The organism is Streptomyces fagopyri, from assembly GCF_009498275.1.
In the GTDB taxonomy this organism is placed as follows: domain Bacteria; phylum Actinomycetota; class Actinomycetes; order Streptomycetales; family Streptomycetaceae; genus Streptomyces; species Streptomyces fagopyri.
The window spans coordinates 3,829,996-3,844,285 of record NZ_CP045643.1; the positions used below are offsets into that span (position 1 = coordinate 3,829,996).

The 14,290-nt window shown below is 73.3% G+C and carries 13 protein-coding genes; 3 read left to right on the forward strand and 10 right to left on the reverse strand.

Going from position 1 to position 14,290, the window contains the following annotated elements; genetic code table 11:
• Positions 1-28 precede the first annotated feature (28 nt).
• Both GFH48_RS16330 and GFH48_RS16335 read left to right on the forward strand, forming a co-directional pair.
• Entirely contained in the window at positions 29-1,453 is a 1,425-nt protein-coding gene (locus tag GFH48_RS16330) for an FAD-dependent oxidoreductase (protein ID WP_153288984.1), read from the forward strand.
• A gap of 135 nt (positions 1,454-1,588) precedes the next feature.
• A complete protein-coding gene (locus GFH48_RS16335; protein ID WP_153288985.1) occupies positions 1,589-2,374 on the forward strand; it encodes an alpha/beta fold hydrolase in 786 nt (261 codons plus the stop codon).
• 105 nt (positions 2,375-2,479) lie between these two features.
• Here the strand turns inward: GFH48_RS16335 and leuE are convergent, their stop codons facing one another.
• Positions 2,480-3,130, reverse strand: coding sequence for a leucine efflux protein LeuE (gene leuE, locus GFH48_RS16340; RefSeq protein WP_153288986.1), 651 nt, complete (start codon positions 3,128-3,130; stop codon positions 2,480-2,482).
• A gap of 84 nt (positions 3,131-3,214) precedes the next feature.
• Entirely contained in the window at positions 3,215-4,795 is a 1,581-nt protein-coding gene (locus tag GFH48_RS16345) for an acyl-CoA mutase large subunit family protein (RefSeq protein ID WP_153288987.1), read from the reverse strand.
• A 271-nt stretch (positions 4,796-5,066) separates the two neighbouring features.
• On the opposite strand from GFH48_RS16345, the gene GFH48_RS16350 reads away from it, so the two are divergent.
• Positions 5,067-5,921: a L,D-transpeptidase family protein gene (locus GFH48_RS16350; RefSeq protein ID WP_153288988.1), complete on the forward strand. Its 855-nt coding sequence runs from the start codon at positions 5,067-5,069 to the stop codon at positions 5,919-5,921.
• 307 nt (positions 5,922-6,228) lie between these two features.
• Here the strand turns inward: GFH48_RS16350 and GFH48_RS16355 are convergent, their stop codons facing one another.
• From GFH48_RS16355 to GFH48_RS16390, 8 genes are all read right to left on the reverse strand, one after another.
• On the reverse strand, positions 6,229-7,314 hold the full coding sequence (locus GFH48_RS16355; RefSeq protein ID WP_153288989.1) for a hypothetical protein: 1,086 nt from the start codon (positions 7,312-7,314) through the stop codon (positions 6,229-6,231).
• Complete coding sequence (locus GFH48_RS16360; protein WP_153288990.1) at positions 7,314-7,976, reverse strand: RNA polymerase sigma factor; 663 nt, start codon at positions 7,974-7,976, stop codon at positions 7,314-7,316. The genes GFH48_RS16355 and GFH48_RS16360 overlap by 1 nt, the downstream gene beginning before the upstream one ends.
• Positions 7,977-8,352: 376 nt before the next feature.
• Positions 8,353-8,622: a hypothetical protein gene (locus GFH48_RS16365; RefSeq protein WP_228120622.1), complete on the reverse strand. Its 270-nt coding sequence runs from the start codon at positions 8,620-8,622 to the stop codon at positions 8,353-8,355.
• Positions 8,623-8,657: 35 nt separating this feature from the next.
• Complete coding sequence (locus GFH48_RS16370) at positions 8,658-9,347, reverse strand: RNA polymerase sigma factor (RefSeq protein ID WP_153288991.1); 690 nt, start codon at positions 9,345-9,347, stop codon at positions 8,658-8,660.
• A gap of 195 nt (positions 9,348-9,542) precedes the next feature.
• Positions 9,543-11,015, reverse strand: coding sequence for a DHA2 family efflux MFS transporter permease subunit (locus GFH48_RS16375; RefSeq protein WP_153288992.1), 1,473 nt, complete (start codon positions 11,013-11,015; stop codon positions 9,543-9,545).
• Between the two features lie 179 nt (positions 11,016-11,194).
• On the reverse strand, positions 11,195-11,590 hold the full coding sequence (locus GFH48_RS16380) for a hypothetical protein (protein WP_153288993.1): 396 nt from the start codon (positions 11,588-11,590) through the stop codon (positions 11,195-11,197).
• Between the two features lie 274 nt (positions 11,591-11,864).
• Positions 11,865-12,446 (reverse strand): hypothetical protein, encoded by a 582-nt coding sequence (locus GFH48_RS16385; RefSeq protein WP_153288994.1) that lies wholly within the window; start codon positions 12,444-12,446, stop codon positions 11,865-11,867.
• Positions 12,447-12,644: 198 nt separating this feature from the next.
• Positions 12,645-14,156: a beta-N-acetylhexosaminidase gene (locus tag GFH48_RS16390; protein WP_153292942.1), complete on the reverse strand. Its 1,512-nt coding sequence runs from the start codon at positions 14,154-14,156 to the stop codon at positions 12,645-12,647.
• Positions 14,157-14,290 lie beyond the last annotated feature (134 nt).

The window sequence follows — 14,290 nt, forward strand, 5'->3', positions numbered from 1 at the left end:
GGAACTTAACAACGTTAAGGAGAGGCTCGTGGACATGGACGTACTCGTCGTGGGCGCCGGCCCGACCGGCCTCGCCCTCGGCGTCGACCTGGCCAGGCGCGGCGTGGACGCCCTCGTCGTGGAACGGGCCGACGCGCTGTTCCCCGGCTCCCGGGGCAAAGGCATCCAGCCGCGCACGATGGAGGTCTTCGACGACCTCGGCGTCCTCGCCGAGATCCGCGCCGCGGGCGGCGACTACCCCGTCGGCATGATCTGGCGGGACGGCCGCCGGACCGGCGAGCACCAGATGTTCGACCCGGCCGAGGCGGGCGACGACTCGCCGTACACCACGCCGTGGATGGTGCCGCAGTGGCGCACGCAGGAGATCCTCCTCGCGCGGCTGGAGGAGTGCGGGGGCCGGGTCGCCTTCGGCCGCGAGGTCGTCGCCATCGCGCAGGACGAGGACGGCGCGACCGTGGAGTTCGCCGCGGGCCCCCCGGTCCGCGCCCGGTACGTCGTCGCCGCCGACGGCGGCCGCTCCGCGGTGCGGCGCGCGCTCGGCATCGCCATGACCGGGGAGACCGTCGACCCCCACCCGATGCTGGTCTCGGACGTACGGATCACCGGGCTGGACCGTGACAACTGGCACGTCTTCCCGCCCCGCGAGGACACCGGCGGCTTCCTGGCGATCTGCCCGCTGGCCGGCACCGAGGACTTCCAGGTCGTGGCGCAGTACCCGGAGGGCACCGACGTCGACCTCTCCCTCGACGGCATCCGCGGGACCGTCGCGGAGCGCTCCCACCTCTCCCCCGAGGCCGTGACCGAGGTGCGCTGGGCCTCGGACTTCCGGCCGCGCACCGCGCTCGCGGACCGCTTCCGCGCCGGGCGGGTCTTCCTCGCCGGGGACTCGGCGCACATCCACTCACCGGCCGGCGGCCAGGGCCTCAACACCAGTGTCCAGGACGCCTACAACCTGGGCTGGAAGCTCGACGCCGTGCTGAGCGGCGGGGCTCCGGAGTCCCTCCTCGACACGTACGAGGAGGAACGGCTGCCCGTCGCCGCCGACATGCTGGGCCTGTCCACCCGGGTGCACCGCGGCGAGGCCCGTCGCGGTGCCGCGACCCGCCAGCTCGGCCTCGGCTACCGCGGCTCCTCCCTCGCGCTGGAGACCCGCACGGACCTGCCGGAGAAGGCTCTGCGGGCGGGCGACCGCGCCCCCGACGCGAACGTGGGCGGCGTACGCCTCTTCGACGTGTTCCGGGGACCGCACTGGACGCTGCTGACGGTCGGCACGCGGGAGGAACCACATCCGCTCCCCGGCGTCCGCACCGTCCGGATCGCCTCGCACGACCGGTACGAGGCCGGCGTCTTCCTCGTCCGCCCCGACGGCTACGTGGGGTGGGCGGGCACCGGTGCGCGGGACCTGCCGGGATACGCGAACCGCGTGGGGCTGACGGCCGGTCAGAGGCCTTGACCAGCGGGGTTCGACGGTCGCGGGAGCCGTCGCCGCGCTCCGGGCGACGCCGGACGCGGGTGGCGGCGGGACGGGGGCGGAACCTCCCCCCGAATTGCGTGGCGCGTGCGGTGCCGCCCTGCGATCATCGAGCCGATGCTCACACTTGATGATGATCTCGGACACCTCTCCTACGTCCTCACCGGCGACGGCCCGCCCGTCGTGCTCGTACACGCCGGTGTCGCCGACCACCGCATGTGGGACGCGGTCGTGCCCGACCTGGCACGACAGCACACCGTCATCCGGTACGACCTGCGCGGCTTCGGCCGGTCCGCGCCGCCGACCGGCCCGTTCAGCGAGACGGACGACCTGCGCCGCCTCCTGGACCACCTCGGCCACGACCGTGTCCGGCTCGTCGGCGCGTCCTGGGGCGGCCGGGTGGCCCTGGACTTCGTCCTCACCCACCCGGACCGGGTGCACTCCCTGGCAGTGTTCGCCCCGCCGTGGCGCGGGTACGACTGGTCCGCCGACATGATCGCGTACGACGAGGCCGAAACCGCGGCCCTGGCCTCGGGCGACCTGGACGCCGCCGTCCGTATCAACCTGGACATGTGGCTGCGCGGACCGGCCCGGACGTGGGAGGAGGTCGCGCCCGGACTGGCCGACCGGCTCCGTGACCCGGTCCGGACGTCGCTGGTGAACCAGGACGTCGTCGGCGAGCACTCCCAGGGCACCGCGACCGGCGACCTCGCGTCCGTCTCCGTCCCCACCCTGGTCGGAATCGGCAAGCTCGACGTCGCCGACTTCCAGGACATCGGCCGGCGCTACGCCTCCGCGATCCCCGGCGCCACCCTGGTCGAGTTCGACACCGCGGCCCACCTCATCGCACTGGACGCGCCCACCCAACTCACCGCGGCGCTCGGCCCGTTCCTCGCCCGCTGACAGCCGTGCCCGTCACGTCGCGGCTACCGCGCGGCGACGTGACAGGGGTGCCCACCCGGCGCCGCGACGGGGCGGACACCGCCCCTCGTCGCGCCGGGGCCGCCGTCAGGTGCCGGCGAGCGTGAGCTTGACCGCGAAGCCGAGGAAGAGGGCGCCCGCGGCGGTCGTGGCGCCCGCGGACAGCCGCCTGCGGCGCCGGAAGGCCTCCGCGAGTCTCGTCCCGCTGAAGATCAGCGCGGTGAGGTACAGGAAGCTCGCGAGCTGGGCGAAGGCTCCGAGGACCACGAACGACAGCGCCGGATAGGCGTATCCCGGGTCCACGAACTGCACGAAGAAGGCGACGAAGAACAGGATCGCCTTCGGGTTGAACAGGCTGATGACCAGCGCCCGCCGGAACGGCCGCTCCTCCGCCGCCGACTGCTCGGGGATCTCCTCGGCCACCCGCTCCCGCCGGGTCCGCCACATCGTCCACGCGGCCCGCAGCATCCCGAACGCCAGCCACGTCAGATACCCGGCCCCGGCGTACTTCACGATGCCGAACAGCACGGCGTTGCCCTGCAGCAGCGAGGCGACGCCGGCCGCCGACAGCGTCATCAGCACCGTGTCCCCGCACCACACACCCGCGGCCGCCGTGTACCCGCAGCGCACGCCACGGCGGGCGGCGACGGACAGCACGTAGAGCGAGTTCGGCCCGGGGAGCAGAACGATCAGGACGAGGCCCGCCAGGTAGGTGGGGAGGTCGATGACACCAAGCATGAGGAGGAGTGTCGCACGCGGGTACGACACCCGGGGCGCCCGTCCGGCGGTCCGGTCGTCACCCCTCCCGGCGACGCGCCCAGGTCAGAACGCGTCCGTCGGCACATAGGTCCCCCAGACCTCGCGAAGCGCGTCGCACACCTCGCCGACCGTGGCGCGGGCGCGCAGCGCGTCCTTCATCGGGTACAGGACGTTGGCCGTACCCGCGGCCGCCTCCTTCAGTTCGGCGAGCGCCGCCCCGACCGCCGCCCCGTCGCGGTCGGCGCGCAGCCGCGCGAGGCGCTCGGCCTGCTGGGCCTCGATGGCCGGGTCGACCCGGAGCGGCTCGTACGGCTCCTCCTCGTCGAGCCGGAAGCGGTTGACGCCGACCACGACCCGCTCGCCGGAGTCGGTCTCCTGCGCGACCCGGTAGGCGCTGCGCTCGATCTCGCCCTTCTGGAATCCGTGCTCGATGGCGTCGACCGCGCCGCCCAGCTCCTCGACCCGCGTCATGAGGTCGACCGCGGCCGCCTCGACGTCGTCGGTCATGCTCTCGACGACGTACGAGCCCGCGAAGGGGTCGACCGTCGCCGTGACGTCGGTCTCGTAGGCCAGCACCTGCTGCGTACGCAGGGCGAGCCGCGCCGACTTGTCGGTCGGCAGCGCGATCGCCTCGTCGAAGGAGTTGGTGTGCAGCGACTGGGTGCCGCCGAGGACCGCGCCCAGGCCCTGGACGGCGACACGCACCAGGTTCACCTCCGGCTGCTGGGCCGTCAGCTGCACCCCCGCGGTCTGCGTGTGGAAGCGCAGCATCAGCGACTTGGGGTTCTTCGCGCCGAACTCCTCGCGCATCACGCGTGCCCAGATGCGGCGCGCGGCGCGGAACTTGGCGACCTCCTCCAGGATCGTCGTACGGGCGACGAAGAAGAAGGACAGGCGGGGGGCGAAGTCGTCGACGTCCATGCCGGCCGCGACCGCCGTGCGGACGTACTCGATGCCGTCCGCGAGGGTGAACGCGATCTCCTGCGCGGGGGTCGCGCCCGCCTCGGCCATGTGGTACCCGGAGATCGAGATCGTGTTCCACTTCGGGATCTCGGTCCGGCAGTACTTGAAGATGTCCGCGATCAGACGCAGGGAGGGCTTGGGCGGGAAGATGTACGTGCCGCGCGCGATGTACTCCTTCAGCACGTCGTTCTGGACGGTGCCCGTCAACCGGGAGGCCGGGACCCCTTGTTCCTCGCCGACCAGCTGGTACATGAGCAGCAGCAGCGCGGCGGGGGCGTTGATCGTCATCGAGGTGGAGACCTTGTCCAGCGGGATGCCGTCGAACAGGATCCGCATGTCCTCCACCGAGTCGATCGCGACGCCGACCTTGCCGACCTCGCCGTGCGCGATGGCGGCGTCCGAGTCGTGGCCCATCTGGGTGGGCAGGTCGAAGGCGACCGAGAGCCCCATCGTGCCGTTCGCGATCAGCTGCTTGTACCGCGCGTTCGACTCCACCGCCGTGCCGAAGCCGGCGTACTGGCGCATCGTCCAGGGACGGCCGGTGTACATCGACGGGTACACACCGCGGGTGAAGGGGTACGCGCCGGGTTCGCCCAGTTTCTCCGCCGGGTCCCAGTCCTTCAGGACCCCCGGTCCGTAGACCGGTTCGATGGGCAGTCCGGACTCCGACTCGCGCGACATTGCTGTGCCTCCCGCTGGGTTACTCGCCGGTAGGACCGACTCTCGCGACGGACTGTAGTGGTGGCGGTGCGGTCGGTGGAGAGGACCGGGCTGGGACCTTGCTCACAGACCGGTCCACGGACCCGTTCCCCTCCCGTCACGCACACTTTCGCTTTCCACCATGCCGCGCGGTTCGCGGCCGGTCACGCGCGGGGAACATCCTCAGGGTGTCCCTCAGGGGTATACCTGGCACATCGGCGTGCGGTGGACGGGTGAGACGACGGGGGTTCGCATGCGCATCACAGTCAGGGGAAGATCACTGGCCGCTCTGCTGGCGCTCATCGCGGTGAGCGGCTGCCGGGCCCAGACCGTCGACGCGCACGGGACGCGGACGCCGGGGAGGACGACGGCCGGTTCCACGGCCGCGCCGGACGACGCCAAGCCGAGCACGGGAAGCCCCGTGCCGGGTTCCGCGTACCCGGAGCCGGAGCCCGCCGCCTCCAGGACACCGCCTCCCAAGGTGCTGTGGTCCCGCGGCGACCGCGGCCGGGACGTCCGTGAGGTCCAGGCCCGGCTGCGCCAGCTCGCCTGGCTCGCCGAGGGCCCGACGGGTACGTACGACGTCGCGACGGTCTCCGCCGTACGGGGCTTCCAGGGCAAGCGGGGGCTCACGCGTACCGGCGAACTGGACGCCGTGACCTGGCGGCGGCTGCTGTCGATGACGCACGAGCCGGTCCGGTGGGAGCTGTACGCGTTCGGCGGCCAACCCGCCGCGCGGCCGGATCCGCGCTGCATGACCGGCCGGGTGCTGTGCGTCAGCAAGACGAGCCGCACCCTGCGCTGGATGATCGACGGAACCACCGTCTCGGTGATGGACGTGCGGTTCGGCTCGCAGTACACCCCCACCCGCGAGGGCGTGTTCAGCGTGGACTTCAAGTCCCGCGACCACGTGTCGACGATCTACCACACGTCCATGCCGTACGCGATGTTCTTCAGCGGCGGCCAGGCGGTGCACTACTCCGCCGACTTCGCGGCCCGCGGCTACGCGGGTGCCTCGCACGGCTGCGTGAACGTACGGGACGAGGGGAAGATCGCGGCGCTGTTCGCGCAGGTCCGCACGGGGGACAAGGTCGTCGTCTACTGGTGACGGCGGCTGCGGGGCGCTCGGTGTGTGCGGGGCGCGGGCGGGACCGGGGGAACGTGTCCCGCCCGCGCCGGTGTGCACCGAGCCTGGGTACGGGGGGAACCCCGGCTCGGTGCGACGGCCGATGACCAGTCGGCTCACCCAGTACTGCGTCGGCGCGGCCGAAAACGTCACACCGGTACGGAAAAAAGTTCAGGGAAATACGAAACCGCAGCTCAGAGCGGATGAGCGAAGGGGTCCCAGCGCCCGGTGGGCGCCCTCGGGACGCGCCGTATGGCCGGGAACCGGCTACGGATGGCCGGGAAGCGGCTCAGACGGACGACAGCCTCGGCGCCGCATCGGTGCGCGCGGCGCCCCGGACGGCCGAGGACAGTGCCGACGCCGACTTCCGCGGCTCCGGCGCCAGAGCCGAGGGTGACGCCGGGGCGAACACCCCGCTGTGGTGGTGGCCGTTGCCGCCCGGGACCATGTGCCCGCCGTCGTCGCCCCCCTTGCCACCGCCGGAGCCGTGCCCGGAGCCGGAGCCCGAACCGCCCTGGCCGTCGCCCTGACCACCCCTGGCGTCCCGGCCCGCGCCGGAACCGGCTCCCGTCCAGCCCAGGACCCTCTTGCAGAACGCCTTCACCCGTCCGCCGCCGCCCGCCGCGTCCGTCAGCACCCGTCTGCGGCCGGCCTCCAGGTTCTTGCCGCCCAGCACGTCCCGGCACGACGAGCGCGCTCTGGCCCACCACTCGTGGGAGCGTGCCGGCCGACCCGCCCCGGACGAGTCGGGCCGTCCGCTCGCGGAGTCGCCGCCCGCCACGTCGTCGGAGGAGCCGGAACCGGCCGACCCGCTCGCCGTGGCGCCCGGCAGCGGTACCTCGGAGCCGTCCGCCTGCGACACGCCCGGCGACGGCGAGACCAGCGGGCGCTGCGGTGTCTGTGCCGCGGAGACCGTGGCGGCCGGGTGCGGTCTGTCGTCACGGAACGGAGTCGGCAGCACGCCGGTTCCGGCCGCGACGGCGACCCCGCCGACCATGCCGACGGCCAGCGCGGCGGCCAGTCCGAAGCGCACGGGCCGGCCCCAGCGGGCCCGGTGACCGCCCGGACCGGGGCCGCCCATACGGACCAGACCGGCGTCGGCCGCATGCGCCGCGGCCCGCGGGTCCCGGCCCGCGACGGACCGGCCCGGCACCGCGCCGCGGTCGGCCCGGGTGGCCCGGAACGCGGCCAACGCGGCGGCCTCGCCGGGGAGTTCGGCGCCACCCGGTGCGGGTTCCGCGACCAGCGAGGCGAGCGCCTCGGCGAGCCGCTCCACGCGCTCCTTGGTGTCGGCGTCGACGGCCTCCAGCGGCTCACCGCGCAGCAGACGCTCCGCGGCCTCGCGGTCCAGCCACCTGTAGTCCTCGTCGGCCATCACATGTCCTTCTGCGTCCGCGAACGCGTATGCGTCACACCGGCGGACGTCACCGCGCGTGTGCGCGACTCTCTTTGTGGGGGGACCGCGCCGAGCGCGACCGCGGATTCCGGATCGCCGCCGATCAGCTCCGCGAGCCGCTTCAGACCCCGGTGCGCCGCGGTGCGGACGGCTCCGGGCCGCTTGCCGAGGGTCTCGGCCGCGGTCTTGGCGTCGAGGCCGACGACGACCCGCAGTACGACGGCCTCCGCCTGGTCCTGCGGAAGCTGGGCTATCAGCGAGAGGGTGCTGCCGGTGGCCAGCGCCTCGATGGCCTCGCCGGCGGTGTCCGACTCGGCGGCCTTGCCGGTCAGTTCGGTCTCGTCGCCGCCGATCGCGGGACGGCGCCCGCGCATACGTATGTGGTCGAGGGCGCGGTTGCGGGCGATGCGGGCGGCCCAGCCCCGGAAGCGGTCGGCGTCGCCGCTGAACCTCTCCAGGTCCCGGGCGATCTGCAGCCAGGCCTCGGAGGTGACGTCCTCCGCGTCCGGGTCACCGACCAGCGTCCGTACGTATCCGAGCAGCCGTGGGTGCACCGCGCGGTACACAGTCCGGAACGCGGTCTCGTCCCCGTCCTGCGCCGCAAGCACCGCGGTGGTCAGCTCCGCGTCGTCCCCCAGCACCCGCGCGCCCCTCTTTGCGCCTGAACCGGCGCCGCTCTCGCGGACCGGGCTCTCGCCGTTGTGGTTGCCTGTCCTCCGCGCCCCGGCGCGAATGGCACGTTACGGCCTGAAACAGCTCCCCGTCCACGTCCGTACAACTTGCAACTATGTCGTGACGGAGCGAGGTGTGACACAAAACGCAGTCGCGGCGCTGTAGAGAGTACGGGCCGCCGCGCGGCCCGTGCCGCGCGACGGTCGGGGCCTCTCCTGTGGGGGGTGGCGGCCCCGACCGTTGCCATCGGCACCCCGCCCGGACGCCTTCCGTGCGCCGCCGCACCTTCTCGCGGGACGAGCCCCGCTCCGCCGTGGCCCCGGCCCGTCTCCTCCACCACACCCCTTACTTCGCCCCCGGCTCCACCCCGGCGCCCGGATCGTGGTCGTGGTCGTGGTCGTGGTCGCGCCAGTCGGCCCGGTCGGTCCAGTCGTCGCGCCGCCGGGTCCGTGCCCCGTGTGCCCCGCGCTCCCGCGCGGCCCGGTACGCGGCGACGGCCCGCCCCTCCGCGACGGGATCGACCGGAGCGGTCCGTACGGCGGCGAGCAGTGCGTCGAGGGACAGTCTCGGCGAGAGCCCGAGGAACGGATCGGCGTCTCCGTGCCGTTCACCCATGTCCCCGCCCACCCCTCACCGACCGGTCCTGGCGCTCATCCCGAATCCCCCAGCGTCCGGCGGTCCTCCGGCGTCACACCGCCCGCGGTCCCGTCGCCCCCGGCGCCCGCCGCGCCGTCGCCCGTGCCGTCGTCCGTGGTGTCCGCCGTACCGTCGGCGCCGAGTTGCCGGGCCAGTCGCTTCAGGCCACGGTGGGCCGCGGTGCGGACCGCGCCGGGGCGCTTGCCGAGCACGCGTGCGGCGGCCGGCCCGTCCAGGCCGACGACCACGCGCAGCAGAACGGCCTCGGCCTGGTCGCGGGGCAGTCGCGCGACCAGTTCCAGGGCGCGCTCGGTGCCGAGGGTCTCCAGTGCCTGGTCGTGGGTGCTGTGGTGGCCGGGCAGCTCCAGTGCCTCGTTCTCCAGCGGGGTGGCCCGTGGCCGCACCTTCTGGCGCCGCAGATGGTCCAGCGCGCGGTGCCGGGCGATGGTCGCGGTCCAGCCACGGAACCCGGCGCCGTCCCCCCGGAACCGTCCCAGGTCACGGGCGATCTCCAGCCAGGCGTCGGACGCCACGTCCTCGGCGTCGTCCCCGACGATCCCGCGCAGATAGCCGAGCAGGCCCGGCTGCACCGTCCGGTAGGCGACCGCGAAGGCGACCTCGTCCCCCTGCTGCGCCCGCGCCACGGCCGCGCCGAGCTCACCGTCGTACGCCTGTACGCGGCGGGGTTCCCCTCCCTGGCCCAACACTGTCCTCGTTCGTGCCGAGTTCACCTGAATGCGCACCGTGCGACACGGCCGGCCGTGTCGACGTCCCCGTGGTCATCAGCGTCGACCCCCACGGAAATGTCACAGGCCGTCAGGCACTCCACCCGCGTCCCGGGGCCGCCACCGGCCCACGCGTCCGCGCGACCGGAGGCGCGGCACGCGCGGGGACGCCCGTCAGCCGACGGTGTCCACCGGTTCGGGTACCGGGGCCGGTTCCCCCCGCGAGGCCGGCATCCGGTCCGCGTCCACCACGATCCCGGCGATCAGCGCGGCCAGCAGCAGCGCGCCCATCGCCCACCAGGTGGCGACGTTGAAGCCGTGCACGGCCGCCCGGGAGGCGAGGGTACGGCGGTCGGTGCCGGGCCCGGCATGAGCGGCCGCGTAGCGGGTCGTGACACTCGCGGCGATCGTGTTGAGCAGCGCCGTGCCGATGGAACCACCCACCTGTTGGGCGGTGTTGAAGGTCGCGGAGGCCGCGCCCGCGTCCCGGGGCGCGACGCCCGAGGTGGCCAGCGAGACACAGGTCATCATCGCCGTGCCCATGCCGAGGCCGAGCATCAGCATGCCGGGCAGGACGTGCGAGGCGTACGCGGGTGCCACGCCGACCTGCGCGATGATCGCCAACGCGCCCGCGGCCAGCAGCAGTCCCGGGACGATCAGGGTGCGCGGCGGGACCCGGTTCAGCAGCCGGGCCGCGACCTGCGTGGAACCGGTGATCATGCCGACGGTGATGGGGAGATACGCGAGCCCGGTCTTCAGCGGCGAGTATCCGAGGACGCGCTGGAAGTAGTACGTCAGGAAGAGGAAGACCCCGAACATCCCGATGGTGACCATCAGGATGGTGAGGAACGCCCCGACCCGCTGCCGGTCCCTCACCACCGACATCGGCAGCAGCGGCACCCCGGCCCGGGTCTGCCACAGCGCGAACAGGACGAGCAGGACGACGCCGGCGGCCAGCAGCCCGAGGACCAGTCCGTCGCCCCAACTCCGCGACTCCGCCTCCGAGAAGCCGTACACCAGCGAGAGCATGCCGGCGGATCCGAGCAGCGCGCCCGGCACGTCGAGGTGCGCGTCCTCGTAACGGCCGCCGCCGTCGAGCAGCACCCAGGCGCCCGCGAACGCGACGAGGGCGATGGGCACGTTGACGTACAGACACCAGCGCCAGTCCAGGTACTGGGTGAGGAGGCCGCCCGCGAGGAGTCCGATCGCCGCGCCCGCTCCGACGATCGCTCCGAACACGCCGAAGGCCTTGCCGCGCTCCCTGGGATCGGTGAACGTCGTGGTGAGCAGCGACAGGGCGGCGGGCGCGAGCAGCGCCGCGAACACGCCCTGGAGGGCGCGCGCCCCGAACAGCATTCCGGAGTTGGCCGCGGCTCCGCCCAGCGCGGACGCGGCGGCGAAGCCCAACAGGCCCGTCATGAAGGCGACTCGGCGGCCGGCGAGGTCGGCGATCCGGCCGCCGAGCAGCAGCAGGCCCCCGAAGGCCAGGGTGTAGGCGGTGATGACCCACTGCCGGTTCCCGTCCGACATGTGCAGCGCGGTCTGGGCGGACGGCAGGGCGATGTTCACGATGGTCATGTCGAGGATGACCATGAGCTGGGCGAGGGCGATGACAACCAGCGCCCACCAGCGGCGGTTCGCGGCCACGAGGCCTCCCGGGTCCGACGGTTGTCCTCATGGTCCCTCCGGGGGACGCCGTTTGGGAACGGTCGCGTACCTTAAGAGGTGGTAATTCCGCCGGGCCATATCTGCCGGGTCACGCCTGCCGCGCCACCGGACTCGACGTACGCCGTCCTGCCCTCGGGGTGCCGTGCCGGCCGGGTCCGTCAGCGCCGGGCCCTGTCGCCGGTGGCCTCCCGGCACAGCAGCCGCAGCGAACCGTCGCCCCCGTAACAGCGGCGGGCCTCGTCGATCGGGTCCCACAGCCGCCCGTCGGGGGTCCGCAGCCAGTGCTCGCCGCCGGTCTCCCACCACTCCGCGCCCGTGTGCCGGGCGACCACCTCGCCGGCGTACGCGCCGAAGCCGCGCAGCACGCTCTCCACGGCGGCGTACGGCGCCCGTTCGCGGCGTATCTCGTCGATCAGCCGGTCGACGCGCCACAGACTCTGGGCCGAGTAGTCGAGGCGCAGTCGGGCGCCCTCGCGCATCGTGGCGACGGAGTCCGCCGCCCAGCGCACGGGCTTCGTCGCGGCCTGGGGCCTGGTTGCTCGCTGTGCGTTCACACTCGGAAGAGCGCTCCGCGGACGTGATTCGTCACGCGTTCCGGGCACATCCGCGACACCGGCCCAGGACCCCCATCCGCCCGCGCAGGACAGTCACAGGAACCCCGCAGGAATCAGGTTTACCGCCGGTCCGGGGATCCCGCACGGCGCCCGGACTCCGGCCCCCCGCCCCGACCACGGCTCGGGACCCCGGCCCCGGACCACGGCTCCGGACCCCCACCTCGGGACCCCGGCCTCGGCTCCCTGCCCCGACCCACGGCCCCGGCTCTCCCCGTCACGACCGTCCGCGGGCCCGTCGCGACACCACCGCGCGCAGTACACGCCGCCCCTCCGTGGACACCTCCAGCGCGGGACGCAGCCCGCCCGCGCCCCGGCCCGCCAGCAGTTCCAGGACGGTGACCTGGCGGCGCAGTTCGGCCGCGACGAGGGGGGAGATGCCGTCCGTGAGGCCCTCGCGGTGCGCCGAGACCGGACACGTACCGGTGTCGCCGGCGGCGGCGTCGAGCAGCCGGTGGATCCGCAGGGCCCCCACCGAGCACGCGTCGGCCCACTCCCGCAGATCGGGCGCGGAGGGGTCGTCGGGAGCGGCGGCGAGCATACGGCGGACCAGCACCGCGGCCTCGTCGTCGTCATCGTCATCGACGGCCGCGGCCCGTCCCGGGTCGACGACATCCAGTTCCGTCCGCGCCTGTTCGAGGTACTCGCCCCAGGCGCCACCGTCCGCGAGGCTCGACCACAGTGGTCTCAGGACCTCGTCGTCACCACCCAACAGAGGCACACACCGATCCAAACAAGCCAGACCACTAACTGCCAGACCACGCTCGTCGGCCTGAGCGATCAGGTCCACCAGACTCATCACGCCTCCCCTCGACAGGGCGCTCCCCCTTACGGAGCCCGCACTTTCCCTTACTGCGTGCTCAGCAGCGGGAGTGTCACAGGGGTACCACGCCGAGCCGATCCAGGAGGCGAAAGAGCAGATTTTCGGCCAACGACGCCGTCTCCGACCTCAGCACGACGGGCACCGCTCCGGTGACCGCAGGGCCCCGGAGCGGGTTCAGCCCAGCCGGTCCGCCAGACTCTTGAAGCCGGTCCAGGACAGCTCCGGCCGACCCGGGTCCCACAGCTTCTGGACGGTCGCGCGCAGCGGCATCCTGATGCCCGCCGCCACCTGGTCCTGGGTCTGCGAGGTGGAGAGATCGCACCAGACGGCGAAGCTCCCGCCGAGGATCTGGCCGTCGTACCGCGCCGGGACCGGTGTGGTGCCGCGCAGCACGAGCGGTGTCCACTGCTCGTAGATGCGCCGCCCGGTCGGATAGACGAAGGTCTGCGGTTCGCCGAGGACGTAGTAGAGGAACTCGTCGTTGTAGTTGATGAGTTCACGGCCGGCGCTCAGGTACTCGGCCGGCGGACGCGCGCCGATCTCCTTGCCGGTCCAGTACGCGACCTCGATGTCCTTGGCGGCCTGGACGTCGCCGCCGCGGAAGAACCCGTCGTTCCAGGCCCGCGCGGTCCGGTCGTGTCCGCGCACCACCGCGGCGCGGTCGTTGAGCCAGCCGGTCGTGAGGTCGGCGACGCTGCCGCCGGACCCGAAGAGTTTCCTGGCCGCGGCGGCCAGTTGCGGATAGGAGGCCGCCGGGTTCGCCACGGTCAGCGCCTGGTACTCGTCGCCGCCGAGGTGCCAGTACGGGCCGGGGAAGAGCCCCGCGTACTCGTTGAGCAGGTCGTCGACGATGCCCGCCGCGGCGGGCTTCGAGATGTCGACGGCCCCGCGGGTGGCGACCCCCGAGGCGTTCCGCAGCTGGAGATCGGGGTGGGCGGCGATCACCGCGCCGAGGTGGCCGGGCGAGTCGATCTCGGGCACGACGTGGATGTGCCGGCTCTCCGCGAGGTCGATGATGTCCTTGACCTCGGTCTTGGACAGGTGCTGCCTGGACACGATCTCCGGGTGCGTGTCCGACTGGATGCGGAAGCCCTGGTCGTCGGAGAAGTGCAGACCCAGCTCGTTGAACTTCAGATCGCCCAGTTCGCGGACGCGGTCCTCGATCCAGGCCGCCGTGAAGTGCTTGCGGGCGATGTCGAGCATGAACCCGCGGCGCGGTTTCGCGGGCCGGTCGCGCACGACGCCCTCCGGCGCGGTGCCGCCGCCGTGCACCTCCTGCTTCAGGGTGCGCGTGCCGTAGAACACGCCCGCCTGACCGGGCGCGGAGATGGTGACCCGGCGGTTCCGCACCGTCAGCGTGTACGACTCCGGGTCGGCGGCCGTGTGGTTGAGGGCGAGTTCGACGTCACCGTCGCGGGCCTCGGTCCGTCCCGCGTAGGACAGTTTCAGCTCACCGGCCATCAGCTTCCCCTCGTCGGCGAGACCCGGGTCGTCCACGACCACCCGGCCGCCCGCGGCGGGACGCCAGCCGGGTCCGCGGGCGGGCGTGTGCTCGCGCACCGCGGGAATCGTGCGGGGGGCCTGGGAGAGGGGGTAGGTCCGGGTGGGCGAGGCGGACGCGGAGGACCGGCTCGCCGAGGACACGTTCGCCCCGGTCCGGCCGTCGTCGCCGGAGGGCCACAGCATCACGGCCGCCACCACGGCGCCCGCCGCCGCCACCGCCGCGGCGGCCGTCAGCGCCGGCCGCCTCCCGCTCCGCACCGGCGCCCGTCGCCGCCTGCCCGTGCTCACCGCACCACGCCTTTCACGATCACGCTCGC